The organism is Pseudidiomarina marina (assembly GCF_044807045.1).
GTDB classification, from domain to species: Bacteria; Pseudomonadota; Gammaproteobacteria; order Enterobacterales; family Alteromonadaceae; genus Pseudidiomarina; species Pseudidiomarina marina.
In genome coordinates, this window is sequence record NZ_CP085233.1 from 357,825 (window position 1) to 377,753 (window position 19,929).

At 47.7% G+C, this 19,929-nt stretch carries 20 protein-coding genes; 9 read left to right on the forward strand and 11 right to left on the reverse strand.

The window, feature by feature from the left end; genetic code table 11:
• Positions 1-3: 3 nt before the first annotated feature.
• Genes yihA through LG272_RS01720 form a run of 3 tightly spaced genes read left to right on the forward strand, consistent with a single transcriptional unit; the run spans position 4 to position 1,981 of the window.
• The gene (gene yihA / locus LG272_RS01710) at positions 4-642 is read left to right on the forward strand and encodes a ribosome biogenesis GTP-binding protein YihA/YsxC (protein WP_126759766.1); all 639 of its coding nucleotides are present in this window, start codon (positions 4-6) and stop codon (positions 640-642) included.
• Positions 629-1,540, forward strand: a complete 912-nt coding sequence (locus LG272_RS01715; RefSeq protein WP_404409237.1) for a DMT family transporter — start codon at positions 629-631, stop codon at positions 1,538-1,540. The genes yihA and LG272_RS01715 overlap by 14 nt, the downstream gene beginning before the upstream one ends.
• Positions 1,541-1,600: 60 nt before the next feature.
• Complete coding sequence (locus LG272_RS01720) at positions 1,601-1,981, forward strand: TonB-dependent receptor (protein ID WP_126759768.1); 381 nt, start codon at positions 1,601-1,603, stop codon at positions 1,979-1,981.
• Positions 1,982-2,129: 148 nt separating this feature from the next.
• Here LG272_RS01720 and polA read toward each other — a convergent pair whose 3' ends face one another.
• Positions 2,130-4,907, reverse strand: a complete 2,778-nt coding sequence (gene polA / locus LG272_RS01725) for a DNA polymerase I (RefSeq protein WP_404409240.1) — start codon at positions 4,905-4,907, stop codon at positions 2,130-2,132.
• Between the two features lie 557 nt (positions 4,908-5,464).
• Between polA and LG272_RS01730 the strand changes: the two genes are divergently transcribed.
• Positions 5,465-5,728, forward strand: coding sequence for a hypothetical protein (locus LG272_RS01730; RefSeq protein WP_126759770.1), 264 nt, complete (start codon positions 5,465-5,467; stop codon positions 5,726-5,728).
• A gap of 3 nt (positions 5,729-5,731) precedes the next feature.
• Here LG272_RS01730 and aroE read toward each other — a convergent pair whose 3' ends face one another.
• Complete coding sequence (gene aroE, locus LG272_RS01735; RefSeq protein WP_404409243.1) at positions 5,732-6,556, reverse strand: shikimate dehydrogenase; 825 nt, start codon at positions 6,554-6,556, stop codon at positions 5,732-5,734.
• Here aroE and LG272_RS01740 point away from each other — a divergent pair.
• On the forward strand, positions 6,555-6,971 hold the full coding sequence (locus LG272_RS01740) for a group II truncated hemoglobin (protein ID WP_404409245.1): 417 nt from the start codon (positions 6,555-6,557) through the stop codon (positions 6,969-6,971). The genes aroE and LG272_RS01740 overlap by 2 nt on opposite strands.
• Here LG272_RS01740 and hemF read toward each other — a convergent pair.
• From hemF to LG272_RS01770, 6 genes are read right to left on the reverse strand one after another with little or no spacing between them, the layout of a single operon-like run.
• Positions 6,968-7,885 carry an oxygen-dependent coproporphyrinogen oxidase gene (hemF, locus tag LG272_RS01745; RefSeq protein ID WP_404409247.1) on the reverse strand — a complete coding sequence of 306 codons (918 nt, stop codon included), beginning with the start codon at positions 7,883-7,885 and terminating at the stop codon, positions 6,968-6,970. The genes LG272_RS01740 and hemF overlap by 4 nt on opposite strands.
• A gap of 2 nt (positions 7,886-7,887) precedes the next feature.
• Positions 7,888-8,454: an L-threonylcarbamoyladenylate synthase gene (locus LG272_RS01750; RefSeq protein ID WP_126759774.1), complete on the reverse strand. Its 567-nt coding sequence runs from the start codon at positions 8,452-8,454 to the stop codon at positions 7,888-7,890.
• Positions 8,455-8,507: 53 nt separating this feature from the next.
• A complete protein-coding gene (locus tag LG272_RS01755) occupies positions 8,508-8,903 on the reverse strand; it encodes a type I DNA topoisomerase (protein WP_126759775.1) in 396 nt (131 codons plus the stop codon).
• The gene (locus tag LG272_RS01760) at positions 8,904-9,377 is read right to left on the reverse strand and encodes a DUF494 family protein (RefSeq protein WP_126759776.1); all 474 of its coding nucleotides are present in this window, start codon (positions 9,375-9,377) and stop codon (positions 8,904-8,906) included. It abuts the gene before it with no gap.
• A 2-nt stretch (positions 9,378-9,379) separates the two neighbouring features.
• Positions 9,380-10,426, reverse strand: coding sequence for a DNA-processing protein DprA (gene dprA / locus LG272_RS01765; RefSeq protein WP_404409250.1), 1,047 nt, complete (start codon positions 10,424-10,426; stop codon positions 9,380-9,382).
• Positions 10,427-10,470: 44 nt separating this feature from the next.
• Complete coding sequence (locus LG272_RS01770) at positions 10,471-11,559, reverse strand: LysM peptidoglycan-binding domain-containing protein (protein WP_404409252.1); 1,089 nt, start codon at positions 11,557-11,559, stop codon at positions 10,471-10,473.
• An 81-nt stretch (positions 11,560-11,640) separates the two neighbouring features.
• Here LG272_RS01770 and def point away from each other — a divergent pair, with 81 nt between their 5' ends.
• From def to trkA, 4 genes are read left to right on the forward strand one after another with little or no spacing between them, the layout of a single operon-like run.
• On the forward strand, positions 11,641-12,147 hold the full coding sequence (gene def / locus LG272_RS01775) for a peptide deformylase (RefSeq protein ID WP_404409254.1): 507 nt from the start codon (positions 11,641-11,643) through the stop codon (positions 12,145-12,147).
• Positions 12,137-13,099 (forward strand): methionyl-tRNA formyltransferase, encoded by a 963-nt coding sequence (fmt, locus tag LG272_RS01780; RefSeq protein WP_404409256.1) that lies wholly within the window; start codon positions 12,137-12,139, stop codon positions 13,097-13,099. The genes def and fmt overlap by 11 nt, the downstream gene beginning before the upstream one ends.
• Positions 13,096-14,403 carry a 16S rRNA (cytosine(967)-C(5))-methyltransferase RsmB gene (rsmB, locus tag LG272_RS01785; RefSeq protein ID WP_404409258.1) on the forward strand — a complete coding sequence of 436 codons (1,308 nt, stop codon included), beginning with the start codon at positions 13,096-13,098 and terminating at the stop codon, positions 14,401-14,403. The genes fmt and rsmB overlap by 4 nt, the downstream gene beginning before the upstream one ends.
• On the forward strand, positions 14,400-15,776 hold the full coding sequence (gene trkA / locus LG272_RS01790; RefSeq protein ID WP_126759782.1) for a Trk system potassium transporter TrkA: 1,377 nt from the start codon (positions 14,400-14,402) through the stop codon (positions 15,774-15,776). Before rsmB ends, trkA begins: the two co-directional genes overlap by 4 nt.
• On the opposite strand, the gene LG272_RS01795 is transcribed toward trkA, so the two are convergent.
• The 3 genes from LG272_RS01795 to LG272_RS01805 are packed head-to-tail and all read right to left on the reverse strand — an operon-like array spanning position 15,773 to position 19,831.
• Positions 15,773-17,224, reverse strand: a complete 1,452-nt coding sequence (locus tag LG272_RS01795) for a TrkH family potassium uptake protein (RefSeq protein ID WP_404409260.1) — start codon at positions 17,222-17,224, stop codon at positions 15,773-15,775. The two genes, trkA and LG272_RS01795, sit on opposite strands and share 4 nt — an antisense overlap.
• Positions 17,224-17,844: a YigZ family protein gene (locus LG272_RS01800; protein WP_404409262.1), complete on the reverse strand. Its 621-nt coding sequence runs from the start codon at positions 17,842-17,844 to the stop codon at positions 17,224-17,226. The genes LG272_RS01795 and LG272_RS01800 overlap by 1 nt, the downstream gene beginning before the upstream one ends.
• Before the next feature lie 7 nt (positions 17,845-17,851).
• Entirely contained in the window at positions 17,852-19,831 is a 1,980-nt protein-coding gene (locus LG272_RS01805; protein ID WP_404409264.1) for a transglycosylase SLT domain-containing protein, read from the reverse strand.
• Between the last annotated feature and the right edge of the window lie 98 nt (positions 19,832-19,929).

Sequence of the window (19,929 nt, forward strand, 5' to 3'; positions counted from 1 at the left end):
TTTATGAATACCACGTTAAACTTTCAGCCCACAAAATTTATCACGAGTGCCGCAAATATTCGACAATTGCCTGAAGATTCAGGCGTCGAGATCGCATTTGCGGGTCGTTCAAACGCGGGTAAATCAAGCGCACTAAACACGATCACGCGGCAAAAAGCCTTAGCTCGCACCAGTAAAACGCCTGGCCGCACGCAGCTAATCAACGTTTTTGAAGTGGAACCCAATAAACGCTTAATCGATTTACCTGGCTATGGTTATGCCAAAGTGCCTTTAGCGGTTAAAGAAAAATGGAACCAAGCGCTCAGTGAATACCTGCAGAAACGTCAGTCACTGCGTGGCCTCGTATTATTGATGGATATTCGTCATCCATACCGTGACACCGATCAGGATTTGCTGCATTGGGCAACTGATTGCGGCATTCCAGTTCTCGTCTTGTTAACGAAAGCGGATAAGCTGAAACCCGGCCAACGTAAAAGCACGTTACTACAAGCTCGTGAAGCTGCATTGGTGTTCGGTGATAGCGTGCAGGTAGAAATGTTTTCATCGCATAACAAAATCGGCCTTCCACAAGTTGAGGTGATTCTTTCCGACTGGCTTAACACGCCAGCAGAAGCAACGGTTAGCGCCGATGCAGCAGAATGAAGCACCACCGCTAAAAGCTTGGTTATTGTTACTGCTCCTCGCAATGATTTGGGGTAGCTCATTTATCTTGATTAAGAAGGGCCTCATTGCCTTTCATCCCGATCAACTTGCCGCAATTCGTATTGCCTCTGCAGGCTTCGTGTTACTGCCATTCTTAATGCAACGTTTTAAAACTGTGCAACGTCACCACTGGCCTAAGTTAATTTCGGTTGGATTAGTTGGTAGTTTTATTCCAGCGTTTTTGTTTGCGTTTGCGCAAACACAACTGCCCAGCGGTGTTACTGGCGTTCTCAATACATTTACGCCGTTGGCTACCTTGCTCATTGGTGTGCTAATTTTTCATCAAATTGTCGCCGTACAGCAATGGGTGGGTGTTCTTATTGGCTTGGCAGGCACCGTGGTTCTAATTACCGCCAATGCCAGCGGTGAGTTCCAGTTCAATGCCTATGCACTACTGATCATTGTTGCAACCATTTGCTATGGCATTAACCTCAATCTCATTAAGCATCATATTCCTGATTTGGGTGCCTTAACTATTACTGGGGTAAGTCTATTTTTAGTGGCACCGCCAGCGCTCATCTATTTACTGTTTGCAACACCGTTTGTTGAGCAACTTGGCTCGCAACCGGATGCCTATTTCTCGCTAACAGCTATTTTGATACTTGGTGTTGTTGGGACGGCAATGGCACTCGTCATTTTTAATACGGTTGTAAAAATGACTGATACGACGTTTACCAGCTCCGTCACCTACCTCATTCCAATTGTGGCGTTGATACTTGGGGTGGTTGATGGTGAGCCGTTCCTGATTGAACACGCGATTGGTATGGCGGCCATCTTGACTGGCGTATTTATTGCTAATCGACGCGCCCGAAAACCGCGCGTAGCGCCAACGGCGTAAACTTGCGGTTAAAAAATAACCAGCTAAATTTGTGGTGATGCAAAACGAGAGGACATCACCATGGATCGCAAATATATAATAATAGCTTTCATCTATGGCATTTTAGGCATTGCCTTAGGCATGTGGATGGCGGCTACCGCAAATCACCGTCAACTACCCACCCATACTCACATGATGTTGTTAGGCTTTACGGTGCCCATTCTTTATGCCGCGCTGCTTAAAGTTTGGATGAAACTAACCGAACCGACAAAAGAGTTATGGATACAGTTTGGTTTGCACCAGCTTGGTACGTTAGGGCTCACTATCGGGCTTTATCTTCTTTATGGTGGTTACATTAAGCGGGAAGTTTTAGATCCATTTCTTGGCGTATCGTCATTACTCACATTCGCAGGATTCATTTTAATATTTATTCTGTTTTTAAAAAGAAAAAGCCCGGCATAAAGCCGGGCAAAAGTTCTTACAATCCAGGGAGAGAACATCTCAGAAAGGTAATGACAAACGAACTCGATTCGTTTAATGCGCCTTTCACTGATTCAGACTGGCTGTTCAAAAAATAGTTCAAAAAAAATTTTTAATTTATGAAAATTTTTTAATGAGCTTCGTCCCAGTTGTTTCCAACACCCGCTTCGGCAATAAGCGGCACCTTCAAATCCGCCGCTTGCTCCATAATTTCAACGAGTTTCTTTTGATAGTCAGAAACTTTATCTTCTCGCACTTCAAATACCAATTCGTCGTGCACTTGCATAATCATATGTAGTTCGTCGTCACCTACTTGGGTATTTATATAATCGGCAACGGCTATCATTGCGCGTTTAATAATGTCAGCAGCAGTGCCTTGCATTGGCGCGTTGATTGCGGCACGTTCCGCCGCTTTGCGACGCATGCCATTTTGAGATTTAATTTCCGGTAGCTGCAATCGACGTCCATAGATTGTTTCGACATAACCGTCTCGTTTCGCTTGCGCGCGCGTGTCTTCCATATATTTCAAGACACCTGGAAAACGGTCAAAGTACTTGTCCATATAGTCTTGCGCTTCTTGGCGCGGAATATCAAGCTGACGCGCCAAGCCAAACGCAGACATGCCGTATATCAACCCGAAGTTCACGGCTTTCGCTCGGCGACGTTGCTCACTGGTGACTTGATCCAAGGCCACGCCAAACACCTCCGAGGCAGTGGCTTTGTGAATATCTCGACCTTTTGAGAAGGCTTCTACAAGCGCCGGATCTTGCGACAAGTGCGCCATAATCCGCAGCTCGATTTGGCTATAGTCAATCGCCATGATTTTGTAGCCTGCAGGTGCTGTGAACGCTTTACGTACACGACGCCCGGCTTCGGTACGAATCGGAATATTCTGTAAATTCGGGTCACTCGATGATAACCGTCCAGTTGCCGTCACCGCTTGATGGTAAGAGGTGTGAATGCGATGCGTGCGCGGGTTGACCATCTTCGGCAATTTATCGGTGTAAGTCGATTTCAACTTACTCAATCCGCGGTGCTGCATAATGACATCTGGCAAGGGATAATCGAGTGCTAATTCTTGTAGTACTTCTTCGGCAGTCGATGGTGCACCTTTTGGCGTTTTTTTACGCACTGGTAGCTGTAATTTCTCAAACAAAATCGTCTGCAATTGCTTGGTCGAACTCAAATTAAATTCTTCGCCAGCAATTTCATAAGCCGTTTTCTCGAGTTGCTGCAGCGCCATCGCAATTTCGTGGCTTTGCTTAGCCAGTAATGGTGCATCAATCTGTACACCGCGTTGCTCCATATCGACAAGCACTGGTAGCAAGGGCAGTTCAATGGTTTGCAATACATTTAACAGCGCTTTCTCTTGGCTTACTTCCTGCCAAAGCTTGTGATGCAGCTGAAGCGTCACATCAGCATCTTCTGCCGCGTAAGGCGCGGCCTGTTCTAATCCAATCTGGTTAAACGTTAATTGTTTGGCGCCCTTGCCGGCAATATCTTCGAAAGAAATCGCTTTATGCCCCAAATACTGCAAGCTCAAGCTATCCATGTCATGACGTGAGCCGACACTATTGAATACATAAGATGCCAGCATAGTGTCGTTACGAATGGCGCCAACTCGAATGTTGTAACGACGCAAAATGTGACTGTCATACTTCAGGTTTTGACCAATTAACTTAGGCTGCTCTGATTCAAGCAGCGGTTTCAATTGCTCGAGTACCCAAGCTCGGTCAAGTTGATCAGGTGCTCCAGGATAATCATGCGCCACCGGAATATAACAGGCCTGCCCTGGCTGAATCGCAAATGAAACGCCAACAAGCTCAGCCTCCATATAATTCAAACTGGTGGTTTCAGTATCAAAAGCGAAATACTCGGCTTGTTCTAGTTGTTTCAACCAGTGCGCAAAACGCTCTTTCGTGGTCACTGTTTCGTAGGCGTCATGACTTACCGACGTTTCGTTTGCAGTGTTTGACGAACTCGCCTCTCCCAACGCTTGATCGGTTGCTGCGCCCTCTTCTAATACCTCGGCTAACCAGCGGCGGAATTCACACTGTTTATAGAGCTGGATGAGTTCATCGCGATTTGATGGCTGAATGGTCAACTGATCAGGTCGAAAATCCAGTGGAACATCCAGTTTAATGGTTGCGAGTTCACGCGACATCAACAGAATGTCTTGGTTTTCGCGGAGTTTATCCGGCATCGTTTTAGCACCACGAAACTCAAGCTTTGCAATTGCATCAGGATCGGCCAGCATGGCATCAATTGACCCCATCCCCTGCAACATCGCCAAGGCAGTTTTCTCACCCACTTTAGGTAAGCCTGGAATATTATCTGAGCTATCGCCCATCAATGAGAGGAGATCAATCATTTGATCTGGCTTGACACCATACTTTGCGACCACGCCGTCATAATCCAACAGCGTGTCTGTCATGGTATTAATCAGCATCACGTGGTCATTTACCAACTGCGCCATATCTTTATCGCCGGTACTAATCAGGGTAAATCGCCCTTCCTTGCCCGCCTGTTCGGCTAGGGTACCAATCACATCATCGGCTTCAACATCATCAATACATAGCAGTGGTAACCCGAGAGCCTGAACAATTTTATGCAACGGCTCAATTTGCTGACGCAAATCATCTGGCATAGGCGGACGATGCGCTTTGTATTCTGCATATATTTCATTACGAAATGTCGTACCTTTTGCATCGAACACGACGGCCATATGGGAAGGCTTATATTTTTTCAACAGGCTTCTAAGCATGTTAACCACACCGTAGATTGCACCCGTAGGTTCTCCCGCAGAATTCGTTAAATGTGGTGGCGCATAAAACGCCCGAAATAAATAGGACGAACCGTCGACAAGAATGAATGGGTTCTCAGGTACTGATGGTGTTGGTGATGCCATGGATGCAATCTCAAAAATTTGCTACTAAGAGTTGCTGTGTAGCATGCCACAGCTTCGAAATCTTCGCCACTGAGAGGCGTGAGCATACTGTGTAAAGGCTGTGGATAAGTCTGTTGAAAACGACAAAATGCACCAGCGAAAGATCATAGATCTCTGGTGACAACAGATTTGTAAACGTCTTGAATAACAAGGGGTTCGAAGTACTTCTGAATCCCTGACAGCGTTTTATTCTTATTTTGGCTCAGTTGTGGAAACTGATTTTTAGCACATACTTGGAAGGTAACGGCGTGCTCTGTCAATTCTCGTTGAATCGAAATAGAAGACTATCACATTAATCGACGATTGCCAGTGCCAAATGCGATTTTCTTAGAACAATTTTTGTGCGTTATCAAAATCCCATATACGCAAAAGGAATCAACATTGTCTTACTTTTTCTATATACTGCTTGTCATAGTTCTTGCAAAAGCAATCTGAACTAGTGTTGAATGAGTACTATGTATATGATGAGTGTGACTGTTTAATACTTAACCAAACGTGGTCCTATGGAAACAGAATCAATGAAGTTGACAAAAGATGAGCTACGCCAACTCGAGGAGTTTGAGCGACGCCGTATCGCTCTCAATCAATCAGAGTGGTGGGATCGATTGTCAATGGACCAAAAGTTTGGTGTTTACCAGCTACAAAAGTTTGGATTTGATTTGGCGTTTATCCGTAATACTGAAGACGGCCCGCTGGCGGTTGTGCGCCGTGGCAGTGAATTCGCCAGTGTCAATCATGAGGGCGATGTTGACCTCAGTCCTGATATTGTTTTACGCGACTAAACGTCACCCGCTTATTGTTTCACGTAATTTCTGAATGACTTTTTGAGTATCTAACTTGGCGCCTTCGTGCCACATTTGAAAAGCAGCTCCTGCTTGCTCAACCAACATACCTAAGCCATCATAAACAGTCGCGACACCTGCTTGTTGCGCTTGCTGCATGAACGCCGTTGGTTGCGCTCCATACACCATATCATAGACGCATCCAGCATTCGCTAATTCATTGTTCTCTATAGGAATTTCATGACCTGTCAAACTGGCACTGGTCGCATTAATAACAATGGCACCCGAAGGAATAGTCAGTTGCTTGAAGGTACATGCTCGAAGTTTTAAATCCGCCATCTGCTCGACCAAATTGGCGGCTCTTTCCCGCGATCGGTTCGCAATGGTTAAACTGGCGACGCCGTGCTCTATTAACGGTGCAATAACGCCGCGCGCGGCCCCACCCGCTCCCAAAACAACGACATCACGGTTGGCCAACGTTTGCTGTAAATTCTTTTGTAAATCGCGTACGAGGCCAATGCCATCGGTATTGTCACCCAATAGCTGACCGTAACCGAGAGGCACCAGTGTATTCACGGCGCCAGCTAGCTGTGCACGTGTCGTTACATAGGTGACGAGTTCGAAGGCTTGTTGCTTAAACGGTACCGTAACATTAGCGCCCGCACCACCAGAGCGAAAAAACTTAGCGACTGCTCGGCTAAACCCAGACGCTGATGTTAAACTGCGCGTGTAATTAAGCTCTACCCCAATTTGTTGAGCAAATGCTTGGTGGATTTGGGGAGACAAACTGTGTGCAACCGGATTCCCAAAAACTGTAAATATCGCCATGTTTAACTTCCTTCGTGCGGGCAAAGAAGCAAAAGGCCCACAATCAATTTATGACCAGCTTGGCGGAGAACCTGCAGTTCGCGCCATGGCTGAGAGATTTTATGATGTCATGGAGAGTGCCCCACGCGCAAAAGATTTGTTAGCGATACACCCACAACCAATGACGGCCATTCGGCAAAAATTCTTTGAATTCTTGAGCGGCTGGTTTGGTGGTCCACAATTATTTGAAGAAAAATATGGCCACCCACGTCTTCGCGCACGCCATATGCCGTTTACTATTGACGTTAAATTACGAGATCAATGGTTGCTATGTATGTATCAAGTACTTGATGAACAAGTGCACGATGAACTGTTAAAAATGCAGTTACGCCAACGCTTCACGCAATTGGCGCATCACATGATTAATTCTAATTAAAGCTCTGTTAACCAGTCGCGCGGACGTAAATAATCTGCGTACAGTTTGGCTTCAGCACTTCCCGGTTCAGGCTGATAGCCATACTCCCAACGCGCCAGCGGTGGCATCGACATGAGGATAGACTCGGTGCGACCGCCTGTTTGCAAGCCAAATAATGTGCCGCGGTCCCACACTAAATTGAATTCGACATAACGACCGCGGCGATAGAGCTGAAATTCACGCTCGCGTTCGCCATATGGCATGTCTTTACGGCGGGCAATAATTGGCAAATAAGCGTCGAGATAAGCGTCGCCAACAGCACGCATTATCGCAAAGCTCTCCTCAAAGCCACGTTCGTTCAAATCATCAAAGAACAATCCGCCAACACCACGCGTTTCATCACGGTGTTTTAACCAAAAATAATCATCACACCATTTCTTAAATTTTGGATACAGCTCGTCGCCAAACGGTTGCAGCGCGTTGTATGCCACTTGGTGCCAATGCTTGATGTCGTCATCAAATGGATAGAATGGCGTGAGATCAAAACCGCCACCAAACCACCAAACAGGCTCGGCACCTTCTTTTTCGGCAATGAAAAAACGAACGTTTGCGTGGCTTGTGGGTACATAAGGATTACGTGGATGCATCACTAAACTCACCCCACACGCATTAAAATTGCGACCGGCCAGTTCAGGTCGATGAGCTGTTGCCGATGCTGGCATTTGTTCACCAAACACATGCGAATAGCCAACCCCACCTTGCTCTAGAACAGCGCCATCGCGAAGTACGCGAGAGCGACCACCGCCGCCGCCAGCACGCTGCCAAGCCTCTTCTTGGAAAACACCCTTGCCGTCAGCTTGCTCTAAGGCATCGCAGATTTTATCTTGCAGGCTTTTCAAGTAGTGATTGACCTGTTCCAACATCGAATCGTGCATGTTTAATCCCGAATAACCTTTTTCGTGAGTGGATCAATAATCCGTGATGGCTTTAATGCGCCACCGGTTGGTGCATCCATCACCCAAGCGATGCTGTCACCGAAAGTTGCACGGACATCGTCAGCAGTGGTGAGCGCTGGCTGCCCAGATAAATTCGCACTAGTTGATACGATGGCGCTACCTAGCGCTTTACACAACTGACGAGCCGGCTCATGAGCGGTTACACGCACTGCAATTTGGTCATGCGCACCGCGTAACCATTCCGGTACATTTTCCGCCGCCGGTAATAGTAGCGTGACCGGTCCTGGCCAATTTGAAAACACGCTGAAACGTTTATCTTGTGGAATTTTATGATCAGCAACAAATTCCACCAGCTGACTGTAATCGGCAGCCAACAAAATGAGCCCCTTTTCTTGTGGACGCTGTTTTGCCTGCAGTAGTTTATTCACCGCCTCAGCGTTACGCGGGTCACAACCCAGACCAAACACGGCCTCAGTTGGATATGCCAACAATTCGCCGTTGGCAAATGCTTGCTTAGCCGAGAACCATGGATCAGTTTGTTCAGTCATGTAAATGATCTCTTCAAAAGCCTAATAGTGCCGGATTATTTCCGAAAGTGGCGTTATTTTAACGAAGATTTGTAGTTACAGGAATCATTTGCGCAGATCAACCGTTCACCAGCCGCAGTTTTCTTCTTGAGTAGCAGCGGAAATTCACAGGTTGGGCAAGTTTGGGCAACTGGCGGCAAATTCACCGAATACTTGCACGTAGGATAATGGTCACAGGCATAAAAGGAGTTACCGAAACGACTCGTCTTCTGAACCAGCTTGCCAGATTGGCATACTGGACAAGGCGCATCAGTACCGGGATCGAAGTCGGCAGCAGTCATGTAATCACAATCAGGGTAGCCGCTGCAGCCAACAAATAAGCCGTAGCGGCCCTTTTTGAGTTGCAGATCACGCTGACACCGGGGGCAAGGCACGCCCAGCGACTGTGGTTCCAAGAAGTTATCGGTCATTTAATGCAATAAACCCTCGGGTTCCTCAAACAGCAAGCCTTCCATTTGATCGTAGGCATCTTCGCGGCCAGGTACATTAAACAGCACCATCAGCACCACCCACTTCAAATCATCGAGCGTAAACTGTTGGGTGTCGAGTTCCATGACTCGGTCAATTACCATTTCGCGAGTCGTAAAATCCAATACCCCAAGGCTCTCTAGGTACATTAAAAAACCACGGCTGGCACAATCCAGTCGTGCAACTTCTTCGGTCGTGAAGACCCGTGTACTTTTGCTCTCAGATTTATTTACATACGGTGAGGCATGGCTGTCTTGTAAGTCAGCCAAGCGTTCTAACCAAGCGAGCGCCTTATGAATCTCTTGGCGATGGAATCCAGCGCGGGTGAGTTCGTCAGTTAGCTCATCATGGTTAACTACAACCTCCATGTCCGAATGTATATAGTTCTCGAACAAGTACATGAGGATATCAAACATCGTTAGCGCCTCCCCATTTTTATATAACCGCCTGAAACTGAGATCACACTACCCTCAAGTTCTAGTAACACCAACTGCTCTGTAACAATCGCAACCGGCAGTCCACTGCGCGCCACAATGGTGTCTATTGAGGTGACCTCTGATCCCACATTAGCCAACAATTGGCGGTTTGCCAAGCTTCGCGTTGAATTTATTTGATGCTGTTTTGCTGATAATTGAGATGGGGGCAATTCTGGTAAATTCAACTCACGCAGAATATCGTTTACACAAACCGCTATTCCTGCACCTTCAGTTAGCAGCTTGAAACTTCCAGTAAATGCGGCATCCCAAATTGAACCAGGTACAACCATAATTGTTTTTTGCTGATCTTGCGCTAACCCAGCCGTAATCAGTGTGCCGCTATAAAGCTTCGCCTCAATCACCAGTACCAGTTGCGACAAACCACTGAGAATACGGTTGCGCCGCGGAAAATGATCGCGTTTTGGAGGCGTACCCGGCGCGAATTCACTAATCACTAACCCGGCTTGCATAATCTGTTGTTGCAGTTGACGATTCCGCGATGGGTAGTAAATATCAGGACCAGACGCCAATACCGCAAGCGTTCTCCCCTCATCTAGCGCACCACGATGCGCCGCTCCATCGATACCCGCTGCTAAGCCACTACTGACAACGACGCCAGAACGAGCTAAGCCTCGCGCGAAATAATCGGCTGTATGTTGCCCTACTGGAGATGCGTTTCGGCTGCCAATTACCGCAACATTTGTTGCATCCAGACAGCGCAAATCGCCGTGAGCGAACAGTACCATCGGTGGATCGTGAATATGTTTTAGGGCTTCAGGATATAACGGATCGCGCAGATGAATAGCATGGCAATTTGGCTGTTCTGCCCACTGCTGCAGCTTTTCAATGCGTGCCGGAACAAGATTGGCACTCGGCCATCGTGCATGGGCAGCAATTTGTTCAAACGAACTCAGGGTGCGTAAAAACTTCCGATGTTTGCTCGGCGCGCTGGCAAGTGCCAGCAACGTCGTCGCGGTTTCAGCATCCATGCTGATAACCTCCAGTGTTTAGGAAAGCAAGCTTCTGATTTTATTTAAAGCTGCTTTGGAATGTAGTAATCGCCTACCGATAGCCACTCGCGTGAACGCAATACAATCGCGAAACTCGTCTCTTCTTGCACTTCTAGAACCATCATTTCGGCCGTTGCTGATACCGGTAGCTGAACGGTGTTACGCCAGTAGCGCGAAATGTCATCAGATGGTTTGTAGAAATTCACCAAGCTGATTTCCTTGCCTTCAACAAAAACCGTTGAACCTGGGCGAATGGCTTGATACATCTGGCCTACTTTTACGCCCTGTTTTGCGCCTTTATTTAACACCACCACATCGTACTTGCCCTGCTCTTTACGATTATTGAGTGAGGCAATCACTTGTCCATCCATTTCAGCGCCAGAAACTGGCGTGATTACGCCTGGAATATTTAATGGTTTGGTCTCTAGCAGGTAGTCGCCACGACGAATTTCTCGTTGAATTCGACTCAGTTCACCTTCGGCGATTTCACCACTGTTATAGGTGATATCGACATCACCCACATAGCGAAGTAATTCACCTTGATCAATGCGCTCAACCGGAGTGAACACACTATAGGTGGTTTTCTCCACCGCGCCTTTAATAAATACTGGTAACATTCCGTTCACGCGCGGCGCACCGCGGTTGTCACCCAAAACTTGCGGCAATGCATCCAGCGCTGCGCGGGTTACCAATCGATGCTCAGTTAGCAGTGGTGCTAGCATCTCACGCGAAAACGTCGGAATGGGCTCACCTTTTTCTTTCACTTCACCTTGCGGCAACAACGCACGGTATTCTTTACGCGTTAATTGCGGTCGGCCATCTACCCAAACCAAAAGTAATCGGTCGCCAGGGTAAATTAAATGCGGGTTCGCCACATCTTCATTAATACGCCACAATTCAGGCCAATACCACGGGTCGTTTAAGTACAACTCGGAAATATCCCACAGCGTATCGCCTTTTTTGACAACATATTCTTGCGGCGCGTCTTCACGTAACGACAACACATCGCCTTTTGTTTGTTCTGCTGTATTTGACTGCGCCACGGCAACATGCAGTGGTGTACCTAGCAGAAAACCGATTAGCGCAATCGCCGGTAATTGCCATTTGGTCATCTTGAGCTCCGTTGTAAAACCGTGTGTTCATCCCCAAATTACGTTAAAATCACGCAAGATGAAACTAGCGAATGAAAGGTTATGAGTAAATTAACAATTTTAAAATATCCAGACGAGCGATTACGCACCGTCGCACAACCAATTCAGCAAGTTGACGACGCTCTGAGAGCGGACATCGACAACATGTTTGAAACGATGTACGAGTCGAATGGCGTTGGCCTTGCGGCTACGCAGGTCGATATTCACCGTCGCCTATTCGTTGCTGACTGTAGTGAAGATCAGAACGAACCTCTGGTGTTTATTAACCCTGAGATTACAGCACAAGAAGGCCATTTCACCAACGAAGAAGGCTGTTTATCGTTCCCTGGCGTGTACGCGAAGGTTGAACGCGCCGGCAAAGTGACCGTGAAAGCACTTGACCGCAACGGCGAAGAATTCTCGCTGACGGCCGAAGGCTTGCTGGCCATTTGTATCCAACACGAACTCGATCACCTTAATGGTAAGCTGTTCGTTGACTACTTGTCGCCGCTAAAACGCGACCGCATTCGTAAAAAACTCGAAAAAGAAGCGCGTTTGCATGCCGAATAAATTGAAGGTGGTGTTTGCCGGTACGCCAGATTTTGCTGCGCAGCATTTGGCGGCATTAATCGAGGATGACAACATCAATGTTGTCGCCGTTTATACACAACCTGACCGGCCAGCAGGACGCGGTAAAAAACTTCAAGCAAGCCCCGTCAAGCAATTAGCGCTACAACATGAGATCCCGGTAGAACAACCGGAGAACTTCAAACAGGCAGAAGCGCAAGTGCAGCTGGCAAGCTATAACGCTGATGTGATGGTGGTGGTTGCCTACGGTTTATTGTTACCGCAGTCGGTATTAGATACGCCTCGACTTGGTTGCGTGAACGTTCACGGCTCACTGTTGCCGCGTTGGCGCGGTGCGGCGCCAATTCAACGCGCACTCTGGGCTGGCGACGACGAGACTGGCGTTGCCATTATGCAAATGGAGGCAGGTTTAGATACCGGCCCTGTTTTGCTTGAAGCCCGATTACCTATTTTACCCGTTGATACATCGGCGACACTTTATACAAAACTTGCAAAGCTGGGTCCCGCAGCATTACGTGATGCGCTACACAATTTAGAGCAGTTGCAAGGCGCCGCAATCACTCAAGATGAGTCTCAGGCAACATATGCGAAGAAGTTGAGCAAAGAAGAAGCGCAACTCGATTGGCATCAGCCCGCTGTCGCGCTAGAACGATGGGTTCGTGCGTTTAATCCTTGGCCCATTTGTTGGTTCACTTGTGCGAATAACGAGATTGTCAAAGTTTGGCGCGCTGATGTTGTAGGTGGTGGGGATGCCGCACCAGGAACAATTTTACGCGCCGATAAGCACGGCATTGTTGTTCAAACCGCAGACCAAGCACTACGTTTATTGGAACTTCAGCCAGCCGGTAAAAAGCCGATGGCTGCCGCAGACTTTCTCAATGGCCGCAGTGATTGGCTTACACCAAACACTTCGCTACCTCAGGTACAGTCATGAGCCAAACCAACGTGCGCCCGGGAGCCGATAGTCGGGCTGTTGCTGCTCAAGCGATATTTCAAGTTATTGAACAAGGTCGCTCACTTAGCCAAGCCTTGCCAAACTTAAATCGACAGCTGACACCGCGTGATAAAGGTATGGCGCAAGCTCTCGCTTATGGAACATTGCGTCATTTGCCTGCACTTAATTTTATGGTTGGTGCCTTAGTAAGTAAGCCGCTCAAGGGTGAACTGAAAATATTGCACAGTTTATTGCTGGTAGGTGCCTACCAACTCGTCTATATGGGCTCAGCTGAACATGCTGCGGTTTCCGCCACCGTTGATGCGGCGGTGTTATTAAAGCGCGGCAAACAAAAAGGCTTGGTGAATGGCGTGTTACGAAATCTTCAGCGCCAGCTTCCGCAACTGCAACAGCAATTAAACACAAAACCTGCACTGTTACACGGCCATCCGCGTTGGCTTGCCGATAGACTAACACAACATTATCCAACCCAAGCAAACGCGATATTCAAGGCCAATAATGACCAAGCACCGATGTGGTTACGCATCAATTCTCAACGTACGAATCGGGCGGAATATCTTGAGCTATTGCGCGAGGCCGTTATTGAGGCGGTTGCCGATGCGCCATTAGAAACCGCCATACAACTCGTAAATGCAGTTGATGTGCAACAACTACCGCACTTTCAAGATGGGTGGGTTTCAGTGCAAGACATCGCCGCGCAGCACGCCGCATGGTTACTTGATGCACAAGCTGGCGAACGTATTTTAGATTGTTGCGCTGCGCCGGGCGGAAAAACCGCGCATATTTTAGAGAAGCAACCAGAAGCACAGGTTTTAGCGATTGATGCCGATGAACAGCGCTTAAAGCGCGTTCATGAAAACTTACAACGATTACAGCTTAAAGCCGAAGTACAAACCGCCGACGCCACTAATACCAAGTGGTGGGACGGTCAGTTATTTGATCGCATTTTGCTCGACGCACCTTGCTCGGCAACCGGTGTAATCCGCCGCCATCCTGATATCAAATGGTTACGTCGTGATAGCGATATTGCTGAGCTTGTAGCTATTCAGCGACAGATTTTGGATGCCTTGTGGCCAACCTTAAAGCCTGGTGGCACACTATTGTATGCAACATGTTCTATACTGGCAGAAGAAAATACACTGCAAATTGAAGCATTTAAACAACGCCATTCGGATGCAATAGCTGTTGCAACGAAGCCCGATGGCGCAGTAGAGTGGCAATGGTTACCCGGCGACCAAAATGGTGATGGGTTTTACTACGCAAAACTGGAAAAGCGCAAATGAAAATAGTGATTTTAGGCGGTGGTCAAGTTGGCGGTACTTTAGCTGAGAACCTAGTCGGTGAAGACAACGATATTACCGTTGTTGATACGGATAAATCGCGCCTCGAATCCCTGTCTGAAGTTCACGATATTCGCACGATTGAAGGGCATGCATCACATCCGCGGGTACTGCGCCAAGCGGGCTGCGAAGATGCGGATATGCTAATTGCGGTGACGCCAAGCGATGAAACCAATATGCTCGCATGCCAGATTGCCTATACGCTTTATCGTACACCGAAACGAATTGCGCGCATTCGCTCGCAAGAATACAGCGACTACAAAGATAAGTTATTCCACAAAGACGATATACCGGTAGATTACCTGATTTCTCCTGAGCAGCAGGTTACCCACTATATAAAACGCTTAGTGGACTATCCGGGCGCACTGCAGGTAATGGAGTTTGCCGGTGGGCGCGCCAGCCTTGTTGCTGTGCGAGCTTATTATGGCGGTAAGTTAGTTGGGCATGCTATTTCGACATTAAAAAGCCATATGCCAAACGTGGAAACACGGGTTGCGGCAATCTTCCGCCAAGGGCAAGCGATTAAGCCCATGGGTACCACCATCATTGAAGCAGGTGATGAAATCTTTTTCATTGCGGACACCCGGTATGTGCGAATGGTCATGGAAGAAATGCAAAAACTCGAGCACCAGTATCGTCGTGTCATGATTGCCGGCGGCGGTAATGTTGGTGCGGGGCTCGCAGCACTACTCGAAGAAAACCATCGCGTTAAACTTGTCGAACACAATAAAGAGCGGGCAGAAGCACTTAACGAGAGCCTACAAAACACTACTATTTTACAAGGTGACGCTTCTGATGAGCGGTTGCTTACCGAAGAACATATTGAAGATATGGATGTGTTTATTGCGGTAACTAACGATGACGAAGCCAACATAATGTCGGCGATGTTAGCGAAAAAGCTCGGTGCGAAGAAAACGATGGTACTGATTCAGCGTCAAGCGTATGTGGATCTTGTACAAGATAACGTAATTGACATTGCGATCTCGCCGCAACGCGCGACCGTTTCGGCATTATTATCGCTGATTCGAAAAGGCGATATAGTAAACGCTTACTCACTCCGCAAAGGAGCTGCTGAAGCGATCGAAGCGATTGCTCACGGTGATGAGAAGACTTCGAAAGTTATCGGTAAGACGATTGATGAAATCAAGTTACCGCCGGGTACTACTATCGGTGCCATTGTGCGCGGAAACGAAGTGCTCATTGCTCATGACGATACCGTATTGCAAGCAGATGACCACGTCATTTTATTCCTAGTTGATAAGAAATATATTCGCGAAGTAGAGCGCCTGTTCCAACCAAGCGCCCTATTCTTCTAGCTACGCCAGAACGTAGGTGTTAGTAGCACCAAAATGGTAAATACCTCAAGGCGCCCAAACAGCATGGCTACAACCAGTAGCCACTTCGCGGTATCTGGTATACCAGCATAGTTCGCAGCAACATCGCCTAAACCTGGCCCGAGATTATTCAAACACGCAGCGGTTGCCGAGAAAGCAGTGATATCATCGAGGCCCGTTGCTAATAGCCCCAGCATGATCACAACAAACACTAATGCATAAGCAGCAAAGAACCCCCATACCGCTTCGACAACACGGGGAGGAACAATTCGCTTCCCTAATTTCACCGAATACATTCCCTGCGGATGAACTAGCCGATTCAATTCGCGCACACCTTGACGGAACAACAACATCACGCGCACAACCTTCAAGCCCCCAGCGGTTGAACTCGCACACCCGCCGATAAAGCTGGCAAAAATAAGAAGTATCGGCAAAAACAATGGCCAACTCGCAAAATCGGTCGTTGCAAACCCGGCCGTCGTACTAATCGAGACAGCTTGAAACATCGCTTGGTTGAAGGCAGTTTCGGTATTGTCGAAAATTTTATGCACGAGCACGGTCATAAATACGATGATAATGAGGGTCACTTGAATAAAGATGAACCCGCGCGCTTCTGGATCGCGAAAATACCCCCATAAAGAACGCCCAGTTATTGCTGCATAGTGAACGGCAAAATTGATCGATGATAAGATCAAAAATACGACACATATAGTATTTATCAGCGAATTATCGAAATAACCGATGCTGGCATCGTAAGTGCTAAAACCACCGACAGCAATGGTCGAAAAGGCGTGACCTATGGCGTCAAACCAGCCCATACCTGCGAGTTTGTAGGCAATTGCGCACACTGCTGTTAACGCCACATAGATGTACCATAAATGTTTGGCAGTATCGGCAATGCGCGGGGTCATTTTAGCGTCTTTTAATGGCCCAGGTATTTCCGCACGATAAAGCTGCATGCCGCCGATACCTAGCATTGGTAGAATTGCAACCGCCAAGACGATAATACCCATGCCGCCTAGCCATTGAAGTTGTTGGCGATAAAACAGAATACTGTGCGGTAAATGTTCGATACCGGTAAGTATTGTCGCCCCAGTCGTCGTTAGGCCGGAGAAGGATTCAAAAGCCGCATCCGTAATAGAAAGTGGCACTTCGGCAGTGAACCACAGCGGCAAAATACCTACCGAGCCAAGTACCGTCCAGAATAAAACGGTTAGAAGAAAGCCATCACGAACCTTTAAATCGGAACGCTCATTGCGGTTTGGATACCACACCAAAAAGCCCACGGTAATACTGACAATAAATGCCAGCAAAAACGCAACGCCACCGCCGTCTTCATAAATAAGCGCAACGATTCCTGGCGGAATCAATGTCACACTGAAGAGGCAAATCAGTAGTCCTAGAATACGAAGTATGCCGCGAAAGCGCACTAGCCGTCCTCATTTATAATTGTCATGACTACGCGCCCTTGCGTAGCATTTTTTATGTCGGATTGAAGTTCACTTGCCGTGTCAGCCACAACATCAAGTATCGCTTCAATATGAGCCGTGAATTGTTGTTCTTTTATTACTGCATCATAATGTTGTAGCGTGTGCGAAACCACACTTTGGTCTGCATAATCGTAGTTTATCTGAGCGGGTTTGCGTAGTACTTTTTCATGGCAGGTCAAAACTTTAAGCACTTCACTTACCGCTTGGCTATAGGCGCGTTGCAAACCACCCGTGCCAAGTTTTACCCCACCAAAGTAACGCGTAACAACCACTGAAACTTCGCCAATACCACTACTTTGCAACACATGAAACATCGGTCGTCCCGCGGTACCTGATGGCTCACCATCGTCACTCATGGCATAGCTCTGACTATCTTGAGGTGACCCATAGAGTGCTGCGGTGCAATAGTGACTCGCACCAGGCCATTGTTGCTGACATTCGCGTACATGCTGCTGATGCGCAGCGGCCGAATCCGCATGACGTACCGAAGCAATAAAGCGGCTGTTTTTAATCACTATTTCATGGGTTGCCGGCACACTCGGCACCCGATATCCGCTCATATCCATCCTAAGGTTTCAGTTGCGACCCGCTAATTTGCATTGGCACTAATTCACCAAATAATTCCGGTTGTAGTTCATTTTCACGTAGCGAGCGATAAATCTGTTGATACGCCAATACATTCTTTACATAGTTTCTTGTTTCAACATACGGAATCAATTCTATCCACCGATCGGCCTCCATTGGTTGCGCTGGAAGCCAATCATAGACTCGATAGATGCCAGCATTATACGCCGCTGTCGCCAAGATCCAATTGTTCCCTAGCCGCCGCTGTAAATCCGCTAAATAACGCGTGCCCAGCCGAATGTTATAGGACGGATTAAACAACTCATGCACGCTCACATCGCGACGTTCGACCAAGTTGGCGGTACTCGGAAGTAATTGCATGAGACCATAAGCGCCGGCGTGTGAGCGCGCATCATTACGAAACGCACTTTCGCGCCTTGAAACGGCAAGGGCCCAGTTCACATCAATATTTGCTGCGTTTGAAAATTCTTGATGCTCTTCCATGTAGGCGGTTGGGAAACGCTGAGCAATGGCGTCATATTCGCCGAGCAGACCCAGCGTGTAAATCGCTTGATCATGCCAGCCCCACTCGCTTGCAATGACTGCCAACGCCCGCTGGTCATTTGGCGGTAGATGCTCAAGCAATGCATTCCACTCTCGTCGCGCAGCTAAATTTCTATCCAATGCTCGTAACTCATACGCTCGCTGAACACCGGGTAGTTGTCGCACTCGATTCACTTGCTCAGCAGGTAATTCAAGCCCATTACGGCTGAGAGTTAACGGTTGTTTCAGTTTCGCTGCTGCGAGAAATCCATAATAGCTGCGTTGCTGAGCAACGCGCTCAAATACTTGCTTTGATACCGGCACAAAACCCAACGCTTCAAGCGATCGAGCGAACCAATACTGCCATTGTTCAGACTCGCGTTGTGTATCCGGTAGTCGTGGTACTAGGCCCATGATTTGAGTCCACGCCCCCTGCCTCAGCCATTCGGCAAGTTGCCAATGCAGAGTTACATCCGTGTGTTCGGTTGCGTCAATTCGAGCAAGCCATCGGCCAGCTTGTTCATGGCCTTTCACGCTCAAGGCAACGGCAAATGTTTGCCTCAGTTTGAGGTATTGATCGGCGGAAAAGTTAATATGAGCCGGTAAATTATCGATGAGTTTGAGCGCAATGTCTGGATCACGCCAAATTAATCGTCCTAAACCGTATGCAACAATTTGTGTTTCAAGCTCTGGATAGTCTCCAGTTAAGTACTTTAATTCATTGAGGCTACTCGGATTACGTCGAACCCGATGATAGTGCTCGGATAAATAATGCATCGGCGTCGGCAACATTTTCTGCAAATACGGAATTAATGTGTGCTTACCACCTTCAGCTGCCAGTGCAATTCGCTGCCACACCATGTCCGTCGTGCGCATGCCAGCATTTGTCCATGCTTCTAATACTGGGTCGCAATCTTTAGGTAACGACTCGCCCGTCAGCCAAATATCATTGACGCGTCGCAACACCGGTTTCGTGTCACCCGAGCCGGTCGCCAACTGCGCATAAATAGAGAAACATTGGTGTCGAGTGCTACCCGGGTGCTCATAATCTCGCAAAAACTGTTCATAATGATGACCATCCATGAGCTTATCCAGCCACACCGAGCGTACTTGCCAACCTAATGGCGATAAATGATGTTGGCTGAGGAATTCAAGTACTCGATCATCATCTTCAGGTGTGGCTAACAGCCGAATGTAATCTGCCTCGAGGTAAGGCTGTAAAGGGTAGTCTTTTAGCGCTTGGTTAAGCCGAGCGTACTCATCGAGTTGGCGTCGTTTCAAGGCTTCCTCTGCGTCTAGAAAAAGGTCGCGTTGATGTTGACGCACATCGATAGCACTGTCTGCCGCTTGAGTTGTCGATAATTCATTGGCATGAATACCGCTCACCAAACCGCTAGTACATAATACAACCGCACAAAAATGCTGATACCACTTCGACATAATTCAAACGCACGTTTAAAAAATCATTGAAAAATTGCCCCAATAAGGCCACACTCTAGGGCGACTATAAGAACCACTTTAACCGAAAGCAATCTGAT

Bases quoted from the DNA above. Each gene is read 5' to 3' on its own strand.
- LG272_RS01800 (WP_404409262.1), bottom strand. From the start codon at position 17,844: ATGAGCGGATATCGGGTGCCGAGTGTGCCGGCAACCCATGAAATAGTG.
- yihA (WP_126759766.1), top strand. From the start codon at position 4: ATGAATACCACGTTAAACTTTCAGCCCACAAAATTTATCACGAGTGCC.
- LG272_RS01770 (WP_404409252.1), bottom strand. From the start codon at position 11,559: ATGACCAAATGGCAATTACCGGCGATTGCGCTAATCGGTTTTCTGCTA.
- hemF (WP_404409247.1), bottom strand. From the start codon at position 7,885: ATGCACGATTCGATGTTGGAACAGGTCAATCACTACTTGAAAAGCCTG.
- LG272_RS01750 (WP_126759774.1), bottom strand. From the start codon at position 8,454: ATGACTGAACAAACTGATCCATGGTTCTCGGCTAAGCAAGCATTTGCC.
- rsmB (WP_404409258.1), top strand. From the start codon at position 13,096: ATGAGCCAAACCAACGTGCGCCCGGGAGCCGATAGTCGGGCTGTTGCT.
- LG272_RS01755 (WP_126759775.1), bottom strand. From the start codon at position 8,903: ATGACCGATAACTTCTTGGAACCACAGTCGCTGGGCGTGCCTTGCCCC.
- LG272_RS01805 (WP_404409264.1), bottom strand. From the start codon at position 19,831: ATGTCGAAGTGGTATCAGCATTTTTGTGCGGTTGTATTATGTACTAGC.
- LG272_RS01715 (WP_404409237.1), top strand. From the start codon at position 629: ATGCAGCAGAATGAAGCACCACCGCTAAAAGCTTGGTTATTGTTACTG.
- LG272_RS01760 (WP_126759776.1), bottom strand. From the start codon at position 9,377: ATGTTTGATATCCTCATGTACTTGTTCGAGAACTATATACATTCGGAC.
- fmt (WP_404409256.1), top strand. From the start codon at position 12,137: ATGCCGAATAAATTGAAGGTGGTGTTTGCCGGTACGCCAGATTTTGCT.
- trkA (WP_126759782.1), top strand. From the start codon at position 14,400: ATGAAAATAGTGATTTTAGGCGGTGGTCAAGTTGGCGGTACTTTAGCT.
- aroE (WP_404409243.1), bottom strand. From the start codon at position 6,556: ATGGCGATATTTACAGTTTTTGGGAATCCGGTTGCACACAGTTTGTCT.
- polA (WP_404409240.1), bottom strand. From the start codon at position 4,907: ATGGCATCACCAACACCATCAGTACCTGAGAACCCATTCATTCTTGTC.
- def (WP_404409254.1), top strand. From the start codon at position 11,641: ATGAGTAAATTAACAATTTTAAAATATCCAGACGAGCGATTACGCACC.
- LG272_RS01730 (WP_126759770.1), top strand. From the start codon at position 5,465: ATGAAGTTGACAAAAGATGAGCTACGCCAACTCGAGGAGTTTGAGCGA.
- LG272_RS01740 (WP_404409245.1), top strand. From the start codon at position 6,555: ATGTTTAACTTCCTTCGTGCGGGCAAAGAAGCAAAAGGCCCACAATCA.
- LG272_RS01720 (WP_126759768.1), top strand. From the start codon at position 1,601: ATGGATCGCAAATATATAATAATAGCTTTCATCTATGGCATTTTAGGC.
- dprA (WP_404409250.1), bottom strand. From the start codon at position 10,426: ATGGATGCTGAAACCGCGACGACGTTGCTGGCACTTGCCAGCGCGCCG.